Annotated in this window: 16 protein-coding genes and 1 pseudogene; 3 read left to right on the top strand and 14 right to left on the bottom strand. The window is 64.2% G+C overall.

Translation table 11 applies throughout. From position 1 onward, the window contains the following. Positions 1-33 precede the first annotated feature (33 nt). Positions 34-678 (top strand): DedA family protein, encoded by a 645-nt coding sequence (locus tag ACQKPS_RS10035; RefSeq protein WP_254482536.1) that lies wholly within the window; start codon positions 34-36, stop codon positions 676-678. Between the two features lie 501 nt (positions 679-1,179). Here the strand turns inward: ACQKPS_RS10035 and ACQKPS_RS10030 are convergent. Further along, positions 1,180-1,749 (bottom strand): annotated as a pseudogene (locus ACQKPS_RS10030) (sterol desaturase family protein); the annotation flags it as partial. A 170-nt stretch (positions 1,750-1,919) separates the two neighbouring features. On the opposite strand from ACQKPS_RS10030, the gene elbB reads away from it, so the two are divergent. After that, positions 1,920-2,585 carry an isoprenoid biosynthesis glyoxalase ElbB gene (elbB, locus tag ACQKPS_RS10025; RefSeq protein WP_427603862.1) on the top strand — a complete coding sequence of 222 codons (666 nt, stop codon included), beginning with the start codon at positions 1,920-1,922 and terminating at the stop codon, positions 2,583-2,585. Here the strand turns inward: elbB and ACQKPS_RS10020 are convergent, their stop codons facing one another. The 8 genes from ACQKPS_RS10020 to ACQKPS_RS09985 all read right to left on the bottom strand — a co-directional run bounded on the left by ACQKPS_RS10020 (position 2,586) and on the right by ACQKPS_RS09985 (position 11,534). Next, positions 2,586-3,038: a YaiI/YqxD family protein gene (locus tag ACQKPS_RS10020; protein ID WP_254482535.1), complete on the bottom strand. Its 453-nt coding sequence runs from the start codon at positions 3,036-3,038 to the stop codon at positions 2,586-2,588. It abuts the gene before it with no gap. A gap of 125 nt (positions 3,039-3,163) precedes the next feature. Beyond that, entirely contained in the window at positions 3,164-5,107 is a 1,944-nt protein-coding gene (locus tag ACQKPS_RS10015) for an FTR1 family protein (RefSeq protein ID WP_427603860.1), read from the bottom strand. Between the two features lie 494 nt (positions 5,108-5,601). Further along, positions 5,602-7,020 carry an efflux transporter outer membrane subunit gene (locus ACQKPS_RS10010; protein WP_254482533.1) on the bottom strand — a complete coding sequence of 473 codons (1,419 nt, stop codon included), beginning with the start codon at positions 7,018-7,020 and terminating at the stop codon, positions 5,602-5,604. Then, complete coding sequence (locus ACQKPS_RS10005; protein WP_054883917.1) at positions 7,017-7,892, bottom strand: efflux RND transporter periplasmic adaptor subunit; 876 nt, start codon at positions 7,890-7,892, stop codon at positions 7,017-7,019. Before ACQKPS_RS10005 ends, ACQKPS_RS10010 begins: the two co-directional genes overlap by 4 nt. Beyond that, positions 7,889-8,101 (bottom strand): DUF1656 domain-containing protein, encoded by a 213-nt coding sequence (locus tag ACQKPS_RS10000; RefSeq protein WP_016392395.1) that lies wholly within the window; start codon positions 8,099-8,101, stop codon positions 7,889-7,891. Before ACQKPS_RS10000 ends, ACQKPS_RS10005 begins: the two co-directional genes overlap by 4 nt. Beyond that, the gene (locus ACQKPS_RS09995; protein WP_427603857.1) at positions 8,098-10,185 is read right to left on the bottom strand and encodes an FUSC family protein; all 2,088 of its coding nucleotides are present in this window, start codon (positions 10,183-10,185) and stop codon (positions 8,098-8,100) included. Before ACQKPS_RS09995 ends, ACQKPS_RS10000 begins: the two co-directional genes overlap by 4 nt. Then, complete coding sequence (locus ACQKPS_RS09990) at positions 10,182-10,634, bottom strand: MarR family winged helix-turn-helix transcriptional regulator (protein ID WP_176509382.1); 453 nt, start codon at positions 10,632-10,634, stop codon at positions 10,182-10,184. Before ACQKPS_RS09990 ends, ACQKPS_RS09995 begins: the two co-directional genes overlap by 4 nt. 105 nt (positions 10,635-10,739) lie before the next feature. After that, positions 10,740-11,534: a tetratricopeptide repeat protein gene (locus ACQKPS_RS09985; protein WP_283724631.1), complete on the bottom strand. Its 795-nt coding sequence runs from the start codon at positions 11,532-11,534 to the stop codon at positions 10,740-10,742. A gap of 206 nt (positions 11,535-11,740) precedes the next feature. Here ACQKPS_RS09985 and ACQKPS_RS09980 point away from each other — a divergent pair, with 206 nt between their 5' ends. Continuing rightward, positions 11,741-12,295 carry a WYL domain-containing protein gene (locus ACQKPS_RS09980; RefSeq protein ID WP_283724630.1) on the top strand — a complete coding sequence of 185 codons (555 nt, stop codon included), beginning with the start codon at positions 11,741-11,743 and terminating at the stop codon, positions 12,293-12,295. Positions 12,296-12,384: 89 nt separating this feature from the next. Here the strand turns inward: ACQKPS_RS09980 and ACQKPS_RS09975 are convergent, their stop codons facing one another. The 5 genes from ACQKPS_RS09975 to ACQKPS_RS09955 all read right to left on the bottom strand — a co-directional run bounded on the left by ACQKPS_RS09975 (position 12,385) and on the right by ACQKPS_RS09955 (position 17,715). Beyond that, positions 12,385-13,248, bottom strand: coding sequence for an ABC transporter permease (locus ACQKPS_RS09975; protein WP_027919390.1), 864 nt, complete (start codon positions 13,246-13,248; stop codon positions 12,385-12,387). Between the two features lie 12 nt (positions 13,249-13,260). Beyond that, positions 13,261-14,124 (bottom strand): ABC transporter ATP-binding protein, encoded by an 864-nt coding sequence (locus ACQKPS_RS09970; RefSeq protein ID WP_254482527.1) that lies wholly within the window; start codon positions 14,122-14,124, stop codon positions 13,261-13,263. Between the two features lie 6 nt (positions 14,125-14,130). Continuing rightward, positions 14,131-15,150, bottom strand: a complete 1,020-nt coding sequence (locus tag ACQKPS_RS09965; RefSeq protein ID WP_186601951.1) for an ABC transporter substrate-binding protein — start codon at positions 15,148-15,150, stop codon at positions 14,131-14,133. A gap of 17 nt (positions 15,151-15,167) precedes the next feature. Continuing rightward, positions 15,168-16,067 carry a TauD/TfdA dioxygenase family protein gene (locus ACQKPS_RS09960; RefSeq protein WP_283724628.1) on the bottom strand — a complete coding sequence of 300 codons (900 nt, stop codon included), beginning with the start codon at positions 16,065-16,067 and terminating at the stop codon, positions 15,168-15,170. A 271-nt stretch (positions 16,068-16,338) separates the two neighbouring features. After that, entirely contained in the window at positions 16,339-17,715 is a 1,377-nt protein-coding gene (locus ACQKPS_RS09955; RefSeq protein ID WP_427603853.1) for an HlyD family type I secretion periplasmic adaptor subunit, read from the bottom strand. Positions 17,716-17,845 lie beyond the last annotated feature (130 nt).

Genomic DNA, 17,845 nt, shown 5'->3' with positions numbered 1-17,845 from the left:
GGCTGCGCGTTCATTTCGCCAGCACCTCAGAAAATGCTCCAACAATTCCTGCAGGATTTCGGCTACTTTGCCCTTTTTCTAGGCACCTTCTTCGAAGGCGAGACCATTCTGGTACTTGCGGGATTCCTTGCGTTCCGTGAGTACATGGACATCAAGCTGGTGGTGCTGGTGGCCTTCTGTGGCAGCTACGCTGGCGACCAGCTGTGGTACTTCATGGGCCGACGCCACGGGCGCAAGATCCTTGCGCGCAAGCCGCGCTGGCAGGCAATGGGTGACCGCGCGCTGGAGCACATCCGCCGCCACCCGGACATCTGGGTGCTGAGCTTCCGCTTCGTCTACGGCTTGCGCACGGTGATGCCGATCGCCATCGGCCTGTCTGGCTACCCGCCGCGTCGCTACCTGCTGCTCAACGGCATCGGCGCCGCCGTCTGGGCCCTTGTATTAGGCTTGGCGGCCTATCACTTCGGCGCCATCCTCGAAGGCATGCTGGGCAGCATCAAAAAGTACGAGCTATGGGTGCTCGGCGGCCTGTTGCTGCTCGGTGGCCTGCTCTGGCTGCGCCGGCGCTTTCGCACCCTGCGCGCCGAACGCCGCGCGGCGGCAGAAGAGCAGCCCACCAGCGCTGAACAGCAGGTAACAACCGAGAAGCAGCCAGAACACGGGCACGACCACCGCTAAGCCCAGCGTGCCGGCCAGGTACAGCGCCGGCACCAGCGTCAGCAGGCGCGCCAGCTCCAGGCGCACCGCCCACGGCCGATTTTCCAGGGCCGCGCCCAGCACGAACAAGCCAAACGCCATCAGCGACCAACCCAGCACCAGCGCGGCGCTTGGCACACGCTCGGCCACGTCCATCAGGTAGCTGCCCAACGCGATGTAGACCGCGAACTGCGCCGCCACGTACACCTGCCACGCCCGGCCCAGGGCAATCTCGAACTTGCGGAACAACGCCAGGTTCTGCTTCGCCTGTGGATAAGCTGCCGCGACATCTGCCGGGCGCCAGCCAGTGGGCATGAACCAGATGCGCAGCTTGTCCTTCCAGCTGCGCGTGCGGCGGGCATCGCTGTACAGCTGGGCGTAGAACTGCAGGTTGGCCCACAGCGGATTCCAGCTGGCCAAGGGCGTGGTCACACCGAACACGACCGGCTCGGCCGGGTCTTCCTCCTTGAACGTGCCGAACAGACGGTCCCAGATAATGAACACGCCGCCGTAGTTGCGATCCAAGTAAACAGGATTCTGCGCATGGTGGACGCGATGGTTGGAGGGCGTGATCAACACCCACTCGAGCCAGCCAAGCTTGGGGATGTGCCGGGTATGTACCCAGAACTGATACAGCAGGTTCAGCGACGCCACGGTGATGAACACCACGGGCGGCACGCCAATCAGCGCCAGCGGCACGTAGAAGAGCCACGAGAAGATGAAGCCACTGCTGGTCTGGCGCAGGGCGGTGGTGAGGTTGTACTCCTCGCTCTGGTGATGCACCGAGTGCGCCGCCCACAGGATGTTGCGCTCATGGCCCAGGCGGTGCAGCCAGTAGTAGCACAGGTCATACAGCACGAAGGCCAGCAACCAGACCCACAGGGCGTTCGACGGCAGACGCAACAGCGCCAGGTGCTCCCAGGCCAGCGCATAGGTCAGCAGCCCGACGCCTTTGGTCAACAGGCCGGTGCTGGTGGACAGCGCGCCGGTGCTGAGGCTGTTGATCGAATCGGCGAGGGTGAAGTTGCGTTGGCCACGCACGCGGTCGGCCATCAGCTCTACAGCGATCAGCACGAAGAAGAACGGCACGGCCAGCAGAATCAGGTCCATGGGCAACGCTCGATAGGGTTATCCACAGAGATTAGGATGCGCCCGGCGTAATCCCTATGGCCACATCTGCCAAACTAGACGACATTTAGCGCCTCGAAAATGGAGTAATGAGCATGACCAAGAAAGTAGCGGTGATTCTTTCCGGCTGTGGCGTGTACGACGGCGCGGAAATCCACGAAAGCGTGATCACCCTGCTGCGCCTGGACCAGCGCGGCGCACAAGTGCAGTGCTTTGCGCCGAACATTGCGCAGATGCACGTGATCGACCACCTGACCGGCCGGGAAATGCCCGAGTCGCGCAATGTGCTGACCGAGTCGGCGCGAATCGCCCGTGGCGAAGTAAAGGACATCCGTGAAGCCAGGGCCGAGGATTTCGATGCGCTGATCGTGCCCGGCGGCTTCGGCGCGGCGAAGAACCTGTCCAACTTTGCCGTGGAAGGCACCGAATGCACGGTGAACCCGGACGTGCTGAGCCTGGCCGAAGCTTTTGCCGAAGCCTGCAAGCCGATCGGTCTGATCTGCATCTCGCCGGCGCTGGCGGCGAAAATCTATGGCCCGGGCGTGGTCTGCACCATCGGCAATGACGCGGGTACCGCGGCGGCGGTGGAAAAGATGGGCGGCAAGCACGAAGTCTGTGATGTGCATGACATCGTCGAAGACCCCCAGCGCAAGCTGGTGACCACCCCGGCCTACATGGTGGCCAAGTCGATCAGTGAAGCCGCCAGTGGCATCTACAAACTGGTGGATCGGGTGCTGGAGCTGACCCACGAAGGGGAGTGATCAGCCTTTGCTCAGGCGGGTGAGGATACGGTCCAGAGCGTTGGCGAACGCCTGCTTCTCGCGGTCGCCATAGGGCGCCTGCCCTCCCCCGACCTGGCCCTGTTCACGCAGCTCGGTGAACAGGTTGCGCACCGCCAGGCGCTCGCCCATGTTGCGTTCGTCGAACTCGCGGCCACGCGGATCCAGCGCGGCCACGCCCTTCTTGATCAGGCGGTCCGCCAGCGGTACGTCGCTGCAGATCACCAGCTCGCCAGGCACAGCGTGCTCGACCAGGTAATCGTCGGCCGCGTCCATGCCGCTGGGCACCACGATCAGGCGGACGATCGAGAAGGCCGGCTTGGCAACGGCCTGGCCGGCAACCATGATGACCTCGAGCTGGCGCTTGAGGGCGAATTTGACGATCAGGTCCTTGGCTGCCTTGGGGCAGGCATCGGCGTCGATCCAGATGCGCATTGCATTTTTCCTCGAGAAAGCTGGGAGGGCTTTGCCCTCCTTTCGCGACACGGCCGCTCCTACAGGGAACGCGATCGTCTGTAGGAGCGGCCTTGCGTCGCGATGGGCCGCGCAGCGGCCCCCAATCAGTTAGCTGTTGCCCGACGCTTCTCGCTCAGGCGACTACGCCCATACAACACCAGAATCGCCAGCAACGCCACCGCCTGCGCACTCAGCGAGTAAACATCGGGGTGAATCCCCAGCCAGTCGAACTCGAAGAACGCCATCGGCCGCGTGCCCAGCACGCCCGCCTCCTGCAGCGCCTTCACGCCATGCCCGGCGAACACGACCGACAGGGCACACAGCAGCCCGGCGTTGATGCTGAAGAACAGCGACAGTGGCAGCTTGGCCGACCCGCGCAGGATCACCCACGCCAGGCCCACCAGCAGCACCAGCGCAGTGGCCCCTCCGGCGAGCACCGCCTGGTGACCCGCCGGGCCAGCCTGCAGCCACAGGGTTTCGTAGAACAGGATCACTTCGAACAGCTCACGGTACACCGAGAAGAACGCCAGCACGGCAAAGCCGAAGCGCCCGCCGCCACTGACCAGGCTGCTCTTGATGTAGTCCTGCCAGGCAGCCGCATGACGTCGGTCGTGCATCCACACGCCCAACCACAGCACCATCACGCTGGCAAACAAGGCCGTACTGCCTTCCAGCAGCTCACGCTGGGCACCGCCGACGTCGATCACATAGGCCGCCACGGCCCAGGTGGCAAAACCCGCAACCAGCGCCAGGCCCCAGCCGATGTTGACGCTGCGTATGGCCGACTGCTGGCCCGTGTTGCGCAAGAAGGCCAGCACAGCGGCCAGTACCAGGATGGCTTCCAGGCCCTCACGCAGCAAGATCAGCAGGCCGGAAATGAAGCTCAGCGACCAGCTCAAGCCATCACTGCCCAGCAGCCTGGCAGCCTGGTCGAGCTTGGTTTTCGCTTCGCTCAGACGTTGCTCGGCCTGGGCCACCGGGAGGCCGTCCTGCAGTGACTGGCGGTAGGCCATCAGGGCCTTTTCGGTGCTCTTGCGCGCTACGGTATCGATGTTGTCCAGCGAGCTTTCAACCAGTTCGAAGCCTTCCAGATAAGCCGCTACCGACAGGTCGTAGGCCTGATCACGATCGCCTGCACGGTAAGCCGCCAAGCTCTTGTCCAGCGTGCTGGCAGTGTAAGCGAGCAACTGCGACGGGCCGCGCTTGACCTGCGGCGGCTGGGCACGCTGAGCGCGGAACGCCTCGACCGACGCAGCGCCTTCGTTGGCGGCGACTTCGGCCGGGGTCTGGCGGGCCAGATCAGCGATGTTCCAGGTCTTGTCGCCCTTGGCGGCTTCCGGCTTGGCCGTAAAACTGGCGACGTAGGCGGCCACGTCCCAGCGCTGGCGCTCATCCAGCTGATCGGCGAAGGACGGCATTTCTGTGCCGTCGATCCCCAGCGCCAGGGTGTTGTAAAGGTCGAACAGGCTCAACTGGTCGAGGCGTGCGGTGTCCCGCAGGTTGGCCGGTGCGGGTTCCAGGCCCACACCTGCCGGGCCATCACCGGCGCCGGTATCACCGTGGCAGATCGAGCAGTTCTGTGCATACAGCGACGCACCTCGGGCGGGGTCCGGAGTGATTACCGGGGCCTGGCTGACCTCGTAGGCCACCGCCAGGCGCGCACCCAACTGGCGGGCCTGCTTGGCTACCGCAGCGCCGTCCTGGCGCTGGTCGATGGCCTGGCGCAGCGCTTGCACGCCCTGCTGAAGCCCGGCTTGTTCGGCGTTGGCCGGCAGGCCTTTGACCAGGTCGGCCAGGACCGTGCTGAATTCCTGCTGCTCGCGGTATTCGCCGTCGTCGATGACCTTGCCGTTTTCCACGGTTGGCGGATAGTCGGCACCAATGTAGTCCAGTAAATGCAGGGCTTTGGCGGCCTCAGCGGGTGCTTCGGCCTGCGCCAGGGTGCTGCACAGCGCCAGCACCGGGCCGAGCAGTACAGCTGGCAACCAGGCGAGCAGACGGGAACGGGTTTTCATGGCCAGTCTCGGAGGGAATGCGAAAGAGAACATTGTTCACTTCCACTTTGCTTCACTCAAGGGCTGGGGGTGGATTTCATGAAATATCTTGAGACTAATCAGATGAAGTGGGGAAAGGGATGTCGGCTGGGGAGTGCAGTGGATTCTTGAGGTTCCTGGCGGAGATTGGGTGGGGGCTGACAGGTGATTGCCGACAGATTTGCAGCGCCTGTGAGATCGAGCGCCGCCCGCGCGGCGCATCGCGGATAAATCCGCTCCTACATCTGTTTCGGGCCAGTCACTCCTGCACCATTGGCGCGCGCGCCCTTGGCGTATGGCAGGAGATAGGTGGAGCGGCACCAGCGATACCTTAAATTGCGAATGGGACACCCAAGGCGGACAGCGGTGATCTCACAGAATGGACTGGCCCGAAACAAACTGTAGGAGCGGATTTATCCGCGATGCGCCGCGCGGGCGGCGCTCGATCTCACAGGCGCTGCAAATGCCAAGGCAAGCACCTGTCAGCCTCCCCCAAATCCCTTGCACCCTCACCGCGTCCCAGCCTCCTTCCACCCCCCACCCAACGCCAGGAACACGCCAATCTGCCCCAACGCCACCTGGCTGTTAGCCGCCGCCAGCTGCGAGCGCATGTCGGTGTAAGTCCGCGTCGCCTGCAAATCCGCCAGGAACGACTCACGCCCTGCCTGGTAATACCGGTGCGTCTGGTCCGCCGCTTCCTTCGCCGACTTCTCCGCCTCGGCCAGCGCATCACGCCGGTCAAGCAAGGCGCTGTACTGCGCCAAACGGGTCTGGGTTTCGCGAATGGCGTTCAACACCACCCCATCAAAATGCGCCAGCGCCGCCTGGGTCGAGGCTTCGGCCATGCGAATGCGGGCGCGGGTGCCGTTGGTCGGGATGCTCCAGCTGATCTGCGGGCCAAAGCCCCAGCGGTTTGTCGACGGATCACCGAGGTCCTCGAGGATACCGATGGTGCCGACCTGAGCCCCGATGCTGATATCCGGATACAGCGCACCGGTCGCCACACCGATCTCGGCGGTGGCCGCCGCCAGCTGGCGTTCGGCCTGGCGCACGTCGGGGCGGCGCTTGAGCAGCGCCGCACCGTCGCCAACCGGCACCAGCTGGTTCAGCTGTGGCAGCTCGGCGCAGTCAGCGGTGCCGGCAGGTAACTTATCCACAGGCTTGGCCAGCAGCGCTGCCAGGGTGTACAGGCCGGTCTCGCGCTCGGCTTTGAAGCGCGGCAGTTCGGCACGCAACGACTTGAACTGGGTCTGCGAGCGGGTGACTTGGGTTTCGTCGCCGCGGCCGGCGTCACGCAGGCGCTGGTTGAGCTTCACGCTCTGCTCCTGCAGGTCGAGCGACTCACGGGCGATGTGATATTCTTCGTTGGCCGAGCACACCTGGGTGTAGGCCTTGACCACGTCGGCCACCAGGGTGATGCGCGCGGTGTCGGCCGCGGCCTGCACCGCGTCAGCGTTGGCCTTGGCGGCCTCGGTGCCGCGCTTGAAGGTGCCCCACAGGTCGAACTGGTACGAGGCACTGATGATCGCCTCGCCGATGTTGGCCACCGGCACCTTCTCCGGCAGCAGGAAGGCTTGGCCGGACTCCTGCAGGCGCTGGGCGCCGGCCTTGATGCCGCCGTTGAAGCCGCCCTGGGATTCTGCCACTTCGACCTGTGCACGGGCCTTGGCGATGTTGGCTGCAGCGACGCGCAGCTCTGTGTTGGCGCTCAGCGCCTGGTGCACCAGTTCGTTGAGGCGTTGATCCTGATACAGCTGCCACCAGTCCTCGGGCACCGGAGCCGACACCACGCTGTCGGCATCCTGGCGCAGCGGGCCGTTGAGGTCGCTGCGTTGCACCGCCGCGTCCTTCGGCACTTCGTAGTCGGGGCCGACCATCATGCAGGCCCCCAGGGACAGGCAGAACCCCGCCAGGATCAGCTGCTTCATGGGCGCTGGCCCTCGAGGATCGACACGGTGGCCGTGCGCCCGGCGATCATGCGGAAGTCTTCCGGCACTTCGTCGAAGGCGATGCGCACGGGAATACGCTGGGCCAGGCGCACCCAGCTGAACGCCGGGTTGACGTTGGGCAGCAGGTTGGCACCGCTGCTGCGGTCACGGTCTTCGATGCCGGCAGCGAAGCTCTGCACATGGCCGCGCAGTCGCGTGTTGTCGCCCATTACGCGGATGTCCACGGCGTCGCCGATGTGAATGCCACCCAGCTTGGTTTCCTCGAAGTAGCCATCGACGTGGTACGAGGCGCTGTCGACCACCGACAGCACAGGCCGCCCCGCGCTGACGAATTCGTGGTCGCGCGGTGCGCGGTCGTTGAGATACCCATCCACCGGGCTGCGCACCACCGAGCGATCCAGATTGAGCTGGGCAGTGTCGACCGCCACCTGGGCCTCGCTGACCGCCGAGCGGGCGCGGGCCTCGCGGGACTGGCTCTCTTCCAGCTGCTCGGCCGCCACCAGGTTGCCGAGCTTGCGGTTACGCTGCGCTTCGCGGGACGCCTGAGCCAGGGTTTCCTGGCGCTCGCCGAGGGTCGCCTTGGCCTGGCGCAACGCCAGGGTGAAGCGGTCCTGGTCGATGGTGAACAGCACGTCGCCGCGTTTGACGGTCTGGTTGTCGCGCACCTCGACTTTCTGGATCAGGCCGGACACGTCCGGGGCGATCTGGATCACATCGGCGCGGATGTGCCCGTCGCGGGTCCAGGGGGCGAACATGTAGTACACCACCATCTGCCACACGAGCACGGCGGCGAAGGTCACTACCAGCAAGGTCAGGACCACACGGCCCAGGGTCAGCAAAGGTTTTTTCATGGCAGCATCAGGCTTCGGCAAAAGTGGTCGACCGCGCCCAGCAGCACGGCGTACAGGGCAACGTTGAACAGCGCCCGGTGCCAGACCAGGCGGTAGAAATGCAGGCGCACCAGCACCGCGTGCACCCCCAGGAACAGCAGGTAGGTGCCAAACATCATCACCAGCAGCGTGGGCAGGAATACCCCGCTGATATCCAGTTCACCGATCACAGGGGCGCTCCGTCCAGGCCGGGGGGCAGTTGCGGTTGTTCGGCAGGCTCGAGCATCACCTCGACACCCGGCAGCAGCGCCAGGCGCAGGCCTGCCAGGGCATGCAGCAAGTGGGTGCGGGCATCGCCGCGTTCGTACAGTTCATCCAGGTTCAGCGACAGGCGCGCCCGTTCCATGTTGCGCAGCAATGCGGCTGGCGCATGCAGGCGCTCACCTGCACGCAGGCAGGCGGCGTAGTGCGCGCCGACCTCCTCGATCACCGTACCCAGGCGTTCGCGGGCCTGCTGACCGGCCCGCGGCAGGTAGGCCAGCAGGTCGAGCAGGTTCAGGCCGACGCGCAGGTCGCGCAATGCCACTCCGCTGTCCTGGCCGGTCTGCGACAGGCGGGGCAGGTGCTGCATCAAGCGGTCGAGCATCTGCACACCGAGCTGGCGGTGCTCGGCCAGAGTCGCCGGTTCGGTCATTTCGACGATGTCACGCCAGGCAAAGCGAGTCATGCGCTTGGCCGCCAGCTCCACGCCGAACGGGCGCATGACCAGGGTCCAGATGAAAGCGAACAGCAGGCCCGCCGGGCCCGCCAGGTTGGAGTTGAGGAAGGTCAGGAAGTCGGCGTCATAGGCACCCTGGATGCTGATGAAGGTCGAGGTGTTGACGATGGTCAGCAAGGTGCCGAGGTAGAAGCGCGGCTGCACGGTCAGGGTGCCGACACAGATGAACGGGATCGCGAAGGCCAGCACCAGCATCGGGAAGTCGTGCAGGTTGGGCAGCACCAGGAACAGGTACAGGCTGGAGAAGATCACCGACATCAAGGTCCAGAAGAAGAACCGGTAGATCTGCGGTGCCGGGTCGTCCATGGCGGCAAAGAAGCTGCACGACACCGCGGCGAGGATCACCGCACTGGCGCCATCGTTCCAGCCCAGGCCGATCCACAGCCCGCAGGCGACGACGATCGCCAGCACCGTGGAGACCACCGAGTAGAGCATCAAGCCGCGGTCGAAGAACGCGGTCAGCCGGCCCAGCCGCCAGTGGCGGTACACCGCGCGCCAGGGTTTGGGGTCGTCGCTGCGCAGGGCATGCTGCAGGGTGCAACAGTCCTGCCACAGGTCGGCCCATTCCGTCAGGCGGTAAAGAGCGTTGGACAGCAGCAGCTCGGCACGTTGATCGAGAGCGGCGGCGCCGGGCTGCAGGCGGTCGATCTGCTCGTGCAGAGCCGTCCAGCGGATGACAGACGCGCTGTCGGCGGTGCCCTTGAGCCATTCGCGGGCGGCATCCAGCACTGGCTGGAGCTGCGCGTATTGGAGCGGGGCGCGGCCTTCGAGGGCGATCAAGGCGTCGTCGAGGGCGTCAATCACCGGCAACAGGTGGATCATTCGCCCGCGCAACTCGCGGGCGTTCTTCAGCGTATGTGGGCCGGCACCTTCGTGGCCGAGCTGGCCGATCATCAGCTCCAGCGAGTTGAACGTGGTGACCATCGCCGCACGCATGCCTCCGACCTTCTCGGCGCTGGCTTCACGGGCGAGGTAAATGTCGCTGTAGCGGATCGCTTCGGTGAACCAGTTGCCGGTGGCACCTACCACCACAGGGGCCAGCCGGCGCGGCCAGAAAATCGCACCGACCACCGCCGCGCAGACGATTCCCAGGCAGATCTCCTGGGCCCGGGAGGACGCCACGTCGAACACTGCCAGCGGGTTGTCGACCACCGCCAGGGCAATCATCGGCAAGGTGTAGCCGGCCAGCATCAGCACGTAGTTGTTGGCCGTGCGCACGTTCAGCGAGAGGAACAGCAGGGTGCCGGTCCACAGGGCGATGGCGATGCTCAGCAACAGCGGTGACTGCACCAGCGGCGGCACGAAGAAAATCGCCCCGGCAGCACCGAGCAGCGTGCCCACGGCTCGATACAGCGCCTTGGAGCTGGTTGGGCCGACGAACGGGCTGGAGACAATGTAGACGGTGGCCATCGCCCAGTACGGACGCGGCAACTGCAGCAACAGGGCGATGTACAAGGCAATCATCGACGCGGCGAAGGTGCGCACGCCGTAGAACCAGTCGCGGGCAGGTGGCACCGAGCTGAAGAAACCGTTCATGCCACCCCGCCCGCAATACCCAGGCCAGCGGCCTCGAAAGCACGCAGCACGCGCAACGCGGCCAGCAGGTCCGCCTCGTCGATGCCCTGCAGCACGTCATGGCGCACGCGCACCAGTTCGGCTTCGATCGCTTCGGCCAGGCGACGGCCTTCGGCAGTCAGGCTCAGGCCCTTGGCGCGGCGGTCCAGCGGGTCCTCGCTGCGGCAGACCAGGCCAGCCTTGCACAGTTGATCGAGCAGGCGCACCAGCGACGGGCTTTCCAGGCCGGCAGCCTGGGCCACGGCGACCTGATGCACGCCATCGCCCAAGCGCACGATCATCAGCAACGGTGCGGCGCAGGCCTCGGAGATACCGTAGCCGATCAGCGCGTTGTGGCAGATGCGCCGCCAGTGGCGAGCGGCAACTACCATGCCGCTGCTGACTTGCAGACGCAGGGAGTCAATGGACATGTGGGAAACCAAGGATATTCATAGTTTGCTAACTATCAATATACGCCTGTGCCGCCCCCTGTCGTCAACCGTGCACGACGGAGGGCCTCATGAATTCATGTTCATTCAGGGCTGAACCTGGTCTTCCAGCTTCATGGTCAGGGCCAACGTGCTACCCATCTGCACAGCCCGGTCACGCCAATCCAGATAGCGCGCTTCATCGCGGCTGCTGAAATGCACCGCCAACTCTTCGGCCGCCTGCATGACCCCGGCGGCAGCCGCCAGTTCCAGCCAATACAACCCGGCCTTGATGTCAGCGTCCACATGCAGACCATGCAGCAACCGGTAGCCCACCTCGAACCGGCAGCGCGCCTCACCCCGTTCGGCGCCGCGCAGAAACCATTGATAGGCCTGGACCAGGTTCACCTGCCAATCCAGCGCGGCATCGCAGACCTCTTCTTCGTACAGATCACCCAGCGCGGCAGCGGCATGCAGCATGCCGCGTTCGAACGCTTGGCGGTAACATTCCTCGGCCTGGACATAGGAAGTTGCGACCCCCTTGCCGAAGTAATGCTGCTGCCCGAGGTTGAACCACGCCGCCGCACTGCCCTGCAGCGCTGCCATGCGCAGCAGGTGCCCGGCCAGCGCGGTGTCGGCGCGCCAGTACTTGCCATTGAGCCAGATCCAGCCGAGGTCATTGAGCGCAGCCACATTGCCGGCCAATGCCTGCTGGCGCAGGTCGAGGTATACCGCCTGCAGGTCGTGCGCTTCGTCCAGGCGGTTGACCAGCAACGCACGCTGGCTGGGCTGCCCTACCCCGGCGAACAGCCGCTGTCGCCTGCCGGCGGGTGTCGGTGGGCAAATGACCTGCTCAGGCAGAAGACGGGCGAGCAGCGAATGGATATTGCTGACAGCAGACATGTTCATCCTCATTGAACGACCCACAGGCCCGACCGCGGCTGTGATGAGGCGTGATTCTGCGCGATGTCACGTCAAAACCTGTCGCGAACGATTCGAGGCAAGGCAACCAATTGCGCATTCCTTGATCTGAACGAGTTATGGCTAATTGCCATGACCCGTTCGAGCCGCCATCCTGTTGCGGCAAGCCTAGACAAGGACGTTACCTTTTGCCGTTCGCCACAACCCGCGCCACCCTCAGCCGTCAATGGGCGCTGCTGCGCCAGTTACCCAGCCGTTCTCCAGGTATCACCAGTGCCGAACTGGTGTGGCGCCTGCGCGATGTCGGCTTCAACGTCAGCAAACGCACGGTGGAACGGGACCTCAACGAACTGTCGCTGATCTTTCCGCTGGACCGCAATGACAAAAGCATTCCGTTTGGCTGGCACTGGTCGGCGAACGTTGCTGGCGAGTTGCGGGGCAATTTCGATTTGCAGGGATTTTTGCGTGGTGATTCGCTTCAGCCTGGGCAAGGTGCAGGAATCGAGATGCAAGCCTGGGTCAGCGATCCATTGGCCAAGCAGTTGCGTGAAGCGCCGTTGAGCGTGGACATGCAATTGACGGCACTGGACCAGGGGCATCGGCTGCGTGCCACGGTGGAAGACGGCGGGCCATTGCGCTGGTGGGTGCTGAGCCAGGGCGACGCCGTGGTGATCGAAGAACCGCCGGCACTGCGCGAAGAGATCGCCAGGACCTTGAGCAATGCGGCGGCACAGTACAATTAGTCGCTTGTGCCGGCCTCTTCGCGGGTAAACCCGCTCCTACAGGTACGGCGCAGCATTCAAGCCTGCGCTAAGAGGCCGGCACAGGAAAACTAACGCTGCATCCCCCACCGCCGAACGGTCAACCGCTCCAGGGTATTGAACACCAACCCCTCGACCAGCAGACCAATCAGGATCACCACCGCCAACCCGGCAAACACTTTGTCGGTATACAGCTCGTTGCGGTTCTGGAAGATGTACCAACCCAGCCCGCCCTTGCCGCTGCTGGCGCCGAACACCAGTTCGGCGGCAATCAGGGTGCGCCAGGCGAACGCCCAGCCGATCTTCAGCCCCGAGAGGATCGACGGCAACGCGGCAGGTACCAGGATGTGCAGGACCAGGCGCAGCCCTTTCAGGCCGTAATTGCGCCCCGCCATGCGCAAGGTTTCCGACACCCCGAGAAAACCCGCATAGGTGTTCAGTGCCAGCGCCCACAGCACCGAATGCACCAGCACGAAGATCAGGCTGTTGTCACCCAGCCCGAACCACAGCAACGCCAACGGCAGCAGGGCTATCGCCGGCAACGGGTTGAACATCGAGGTCAGGGTACCGAGCAGATCGCGACCAAGCTGGGTCGACACTGCCAGGCTGGTGAGGCCGAAGGCCAGCACGATGCCCAGCAGGTAACCCTTGAGCAGGATCACCAGCGACACGCCGACCTTGGCCGGCAGTTCGCCACTGAGCAGGCCGTCCCACAGTGCCGCAGCCGTCTGCAGGAAGGTCGGCAGCAGCAGGTCGTTGCCCTGGTAGCGGGCGATCGCTTCCCACAAGGCGGCGATCACCACCAGGATCACCGCCTTGCGCAGCCAGCCGTGCTGCCACAGGCGTTGGGCCAAGGGTAGATTGCGTTCCACAGGCACACTGAGCAAAGGCTCCAGCTGCACCTCGTATTCCTGGCGTACAGGTGTAGGGGTCATGGCTGAAGCTCCTCAGTAGGCGATGCGGATGTCGTTGAAGCCCAGGTCATCGGCCGGCTCAGGGGCTTCGGCCTCGTCGAACAGCAAGCGATGGATGCGCCGCGCACTGGCCTGGAAGTCTGCAGCGCCGAGGCTGCCAAGGTCGTACTGGTGGCTGTGCACCTCCGCTCGCACCCGGCCCGGGTGGGGCGACAGCAGCAGGATGCGGTTGCCGACCACCAGCGCCTCCTCGATGGAATGGGTGACGAACAGCAAGGTGAAACGCACTTCCTCCCACAGCAGCAGCAACTCTTCCTGCATCTTGCGACGGGTCAGCGCATCCAGCGCGGCGAACGGCTCGTCCATCAGCAGGATCTTCGGCTGGGTCGCCAGCGCCCGGGCGATCGCCACGCGTGCCTTCATCCCGCCCGACAGCATGTGCGGGTAGACATCGGCAAAGGCGGCCAAGCCGACCTTGTCCAGGTAATGCAAGGCCCGCTCCTCGGCCTCGGCGCGCTTGAGCTGGCCGGACACCAGCAGCGGGAACATGATGTTCTCTTTCACCGTCTTCCATGGCGGCAGCTGGTCGAACTCCTGGAACACCACGATGCGGTCAGGGCCGGGGCCGTTGACCGGTTGGCCCTGCAGCAGGATCTGCCCTTCCTGGGGAGCGATGAAACCGGCCACGGCCTTGAGCAAGGTGGACTTGCCGCAGCCTGACGGGCCCAGCAGGACAAAGCGGTCAGCGCGGTCGACTTCGAAGCTGACCTGGTGGGTGGCCCGCACCACGCGCTGCGCGGTGCGGTATTCGAGGCTCAGGTTGTCCACCTTGAGCAACGGGGGTGTAGCGACACGGCTCAGGTTGCTGGCCGTGTGGCCTGGCAATGGGGCGGTCATGGTCGGTCAGCTCCCTTGCAGCGGGCGTTCATCCTGGAAGAAGTAGTCCTTCCACGATGCCGGCTTGTGCTTGATGGCGCCAACCCGATACAGGAACTCGGCCAGCTTGTAGGTGTTCTTCGGCGTGACGGTGAACTCGTACTGCGGGTTGTCGATCAGCTTGATCAGCGCGTCGCGGTCGATCTTGGCCTTGGTCACGCGGATGTAGGTATCCGCTGCAGCGGCCTTGTCGTTCTGGGCGAAGTCCGCCGCCTCGGCCAGTGCGTCGACGAAGGCCTTGTAGGTCTTGGGGTTGTCGTTGCGGAATTTCTCGGTGGCGAACAGCAGGGTCGGCGAGTTGGGGCCGAGCAGGTCATAGCTGTTGAGCACCACATGCACGTTCTTGTTGGCCAGCGCCTGGTCCTGGAACGGCGGGTTGGAGAAGTGCCCGTTCAGTTCGGTACCGCCGGCCAGCAGCGCGGCGGTGGCATCCGGGTGCGGCACGGCCAGGGTGTACTTGTCGAGGCGGTTGTATTCCTTGTCGCCCCACTGCTGGGCGGCGGCGTATTGCAGGAAGCGGGACTGCACCGAAACACCTACAGCAGGTACCGCAATCCGGTCCTTGTCGGAAATGTCGGCAATGGTCTTCACGTTCGGGTTGCTACTGACCAGGTAGTACGGGAAGTTGCCCAATGAGGCCACGGCCTTGACGTTCTGCCGGTCCTTGGTACGGTCCCACACGGTCAGCAGCGGGCCGACCCCGGCACCGGCGATGTCCACCGAACCGGACAGCAGCGCGTCGTTGATCGCCGAGCCGCCGGACAGCTGGGCCCAGTCGACCTCGATGTCGATGCCCTGCTGCTTGCCGTGCTTCTCGATCAGGTGCTGGTCACGCACCACGTTGAGCAGCAGGTAGACGATGCCGAACTGCTCGGCGATGCGGATCTTGCCTTCGGCTTGTGCCACGGCGGGGGCCGCCAGGCTGCCGACGACCAGGCTGGCGCCCAGGCCGATGCTTGCCGCCAGGCGGCTGATGGATTTGCGCATGATGAATTCCTCAGTCGTCAGAACGGGGCATCGCCCTGGATGGTGGTGCGGAACAGTTTGCGGCGCAGGTGCGCGGGGCAACCGGTGGCCAGGTGGATCAGTGAACGGTTATCCCAGAACACCAGGTCATGGGGCTGCCACTGGTGGCGGTAGATGTTCTGTTCGAGCACGCTCAGCGCGTACAGCTGTTGCAGCACGTCGCGGCTTTCATCCTCCGGCAGGCCGACGATGCGGGTAGTGAAGCCTTCGCTGACGAACAGTGCCTTGCGGCCGTTTTCCGGGTGGGTACGCACCACCGGGTGGATGACTTCCTTCACCTGCGCGAGCTGCTCGGCGGTCAAGGTCGGGCGCCAGTTGCCTTCGAATTTGGTTTCGGCGTAACGGGCGGTGTAGGAGTGAGCGGCACTGCGGCCCTCGACCACTTTGCGCAGAGCTTCGGGTACCGCATCCCAGGCTTTGTGCATGTCAGCGAACAGGGTGTCGCCGCCTTCGCTGGGAAGCTCCTGGGCATGCAGCATGGAGCCGAGGCTCGGCAGCTCCTTGTACGACAGGTCCGAGTGCCAGAACTTGCCGGCATCGCCGAGGCCGATATTCTGACCGTTCTCGATGATGTTGGAGACGATCAGGATTTCCGGGTGGCCGGCGAGCAGAAACTGCTTGAGCACATGGATCTGCAACTCGCCAAAGCGGCGGCTGAAGGCAATCTGTTGTTCCGGGCTGATGCGCTGGTCACGGAACACCAGCACATGGTGGTCGAGGTGGGCGCGATGAATTCGGGTGAAATCCTCGGCGGTAACCGGCTTGGCCAGGTCCAGGCCAATGATCTCGGCGCCGACGGCACCAGAGAACGGGCGGATTTCGAAGGTTTGCGACTGGGCGCTGTCGATGGACGACAAGGCGTTCGAGGCGGCTGGCATGTGTCACTCCCACGCAGTGCGCGACTTCAATGGCGCGCAACGATCAGAAACGCACGGGGATTACCCGTGTGGGTTCAAGTCGTGCGGCGCATCGATTGGTCGACGGGTACGCAGTGGGAGCGACTATAAATGCATAAGAAGAATAATTTAAATATCTTTAATGAATAAAGATATGAAGGGTTGTTGTGCCTGATTTTGGTGCTCGAACCATGCACTGCCCTTGTAGGCGCGACACAAGGCCGCTCCTACAGGGGCGCGCGCCTGCGTCGGGCTATCGCTCGCGCAAGGCCTCGTCACGGGCCTTCATGATCGGCTTGAGCAGGTAGCTCATGATGGTTTTCTTGCCGGTCATGATGTCTACCGTGGCGACCATCCCGGGGATGATCAGCAGCGGCTTCTGGTCGGTGCCCAGGTGGCTCTTGTCGGTGCGCAGCTTGATCAGGTAGTAAGTGGTCTTCTTGTCTTCGTCGGTGATGGTGTCGGCGCCGATCTGTTCAAGCTTGGCCTTCAGCCCACCGTAGATGGTGTAGTCATAGGCGCTGAACTTGATGGTCGCTTCCTGCCCCGGGTGAAGGAAGGCGATGTCCTTGGGCAGGATCTTCGCCTCGATCACCAGCGTATCGTCCAGCGGCACGATCTCGATGATGTCGCTGCCCGGCTGGATTACACCACCAATTGTGTTGACCAACAGCTGCTTGACGATGCCGCGCACCGGCGAAGTGACCAGGGTACGGTTGACGCGGTCGTCCAGCGCCTTGCTGGTAGCGGTGGCCTTGTTCAGCTCGGTGCGGGCTTCGTTAAGCTTGGTCAGGGCCTCGCTGCGGAACTTGCCGCGGGTCTCTTCGATCTTGCTCTCGACTTCCTTGATGGCCGCTTCCGCACGCGGGATGGCCAGCGCCGTGGACTCCATCTGGCCACGGGTTTCCACCTCGGAGCGACGCAGGCGCAGCACCTCTACCTGGGAGACCGCGCCCTGGGCCACCAGCGGCTCGGACATGCCGATCTCCTGGCGCAGCAACTGCAAACTGTTGGCGTACTGGGCGCGCTTGGAGGTGAACTCCCGCAGCTCCTGTTGCTTCTGCACCAACTGCTGTTGCAGGCCAGCCAGTTCGTCCTGCAACTGCTGGCGGCGGCTCTGGTACAGCGACTGTTCGTTCGCCGCCTGGCTGGGCGCGGCCTTGCGCAGTTCTTCGTCGATTTTCAGCGGGCGGTCCTCAACCTCGGCACTCAGACGCTCGACACGCAGGGCCATGGCCAGGCGGTCGGCTTCGGTTTCACCGACATTGGAGGCAAAACGGGTCTCGTCCAGGCGCAGCAGCGGTTGGCCAATCTCGACCACCTGCCCTTCCTTGGCGAAGATCTCGGCGACGATGCCGCCTTCGAGGTTCTGCACCTTCTGCACCTTGGACGAGGGAATGGCCTTGCCCTCGCCACGGGTGACTTCGTCGATGGGCGCGAAGCTGGCCCAGACGATCAGGAACAGGAAGAACGCGATTACGCCCCAGATGGTCAGACGCACGACGCGCGGGGCGTCTTCGATGAGCGCTTTGTTGACCTCGGGCAGCGGCTGCCCGTGCAGCGAGTCGGAGCCCTTGAAATAGCGGCGCAGGTTGTCCTTGAACTGTCCGATATCGAGCTTATGCAACACTGATCTGCCCCTTCTTCAGTGCATCCATGACGGAAGCTTTAGGGCCATCGGCAACCACCTGGCCGCGGTCGATGACGATCAGCCGGTCGACCAGGGTCAGCAGCGAGGCCCGGTGGGTCACCAGCAGCAC

Origin of the sequence: Pseudomonas sp. NPDC086566, from assembly GCF_050280885.1 — a bacterium.
GTDB lineage: Bacteria > Pseudomonadota > Gammaproteobacteria > Pseudomonadales > Pseudomonadaceae > Aquipseudomonas > Aquipseudomonas vlassakiae.
The sequence above is the reverse complement of the archived record's forward strand: the minus strand, read 5'-3'. Positions and strand labels throughout refer to the sequence as shown.

Bases quoted from the DNA above. Each gene is read 5' to 3' on its own strand.
- ACQKPS_RS09965 (WP_186601951.1), bottom strand. From the start codon at position 15,150: ATGCGCAAATCCATCAGCCGCCTGGCGGCAAGCATCGGCCTGGGCGCC.
- ACQKPS_RS10020 (WP_254482535.1), bottom strand. From the start codon at position 3,038: ATGCGCATCTGGATCGACGCCGATGCCTGCCCCAAGGCAGCCAAGGAC.
- ACQKPS_RS09990 (WP_176509382.1), bottom strand. From the start codon at position 10,634: ATGTCCATTGACTCCCTGCGTCTGCAAGTCAGCAGCGGCATGGTAGTT.
- elbB (WP_427603862.1), top strand. From the start codon at position 1,920: ATGACCAAGAAAGTAGCGGTGATTCTTTCCGGCTGTGGCGTGTACGAC.
- ACQKPS_RS09985 (WP_283724631.1), bottom strand. From the start codon at position 11,534: ATGTCTGCTGTCAGCAATATCCATTCGCTGCTCGCCCGTCTTCTGCCT.
- ACQKPS_RS09960 (WP_283724628.1), bottom strand. From the start codon at position 16,067: ATGCCAGCCGCCTCGAACGCCTTGTCGTCCATCGACAGCGCCCAGTCG.
- ACQKPS_RS10035 (WP_254482536.1), top strand. From the start codon at position 34: ATGCTCCAACAATTCCTGCAGGATTTCGGCTACTTTGCCCTTTTTCTA.
- ACQKPS_RS10010 (WP_254482533.1), bottom strand. From the start codon at position 7,020: ATGAAGCAGCTGATCCTGGCGGGGTTCTGCCTGTCCCTGGGGGCCTGC.
- ACQKPS_RS09970 (WP_254482527.1), bottom strand. From the start codon at position 14,124: ATGACCGCCCCATTGCCAGGCCACACGGCCAGCAACCTGAGCCGTGTC.
- ACQKPS_RS09975 (WP_027919390.1), bottom strand. From the start codon at position 13,248: ATGACCCCTACACCTGTACGCCAGGAATACGAGGTGCAGCTGGAGCCT.
- ACQKPS_RS10015 (WP_427603860.1), bottom strand. From the start codon at position 5,107: ATGTTCTCTTTCGCATTCCCTCCGAGACTGGCCATGAAAACCCGTTCC.
- ACQKPS_RS09995 (WP_427603857.1), bottom strand. From the start codon at position 10,185: ATGAACGGTTTCTTCAGCTCGGTGCCACCTGCCCGCGACTGGTTCTAC.
- ACQKPS_RS10005 (WP_054883917.1), bottom strand. From the start codon at position 7,892: ATGAAAAAACCTTTGCTGACCCTGGGCCGTGTGGTCCTGACCTTGCTG.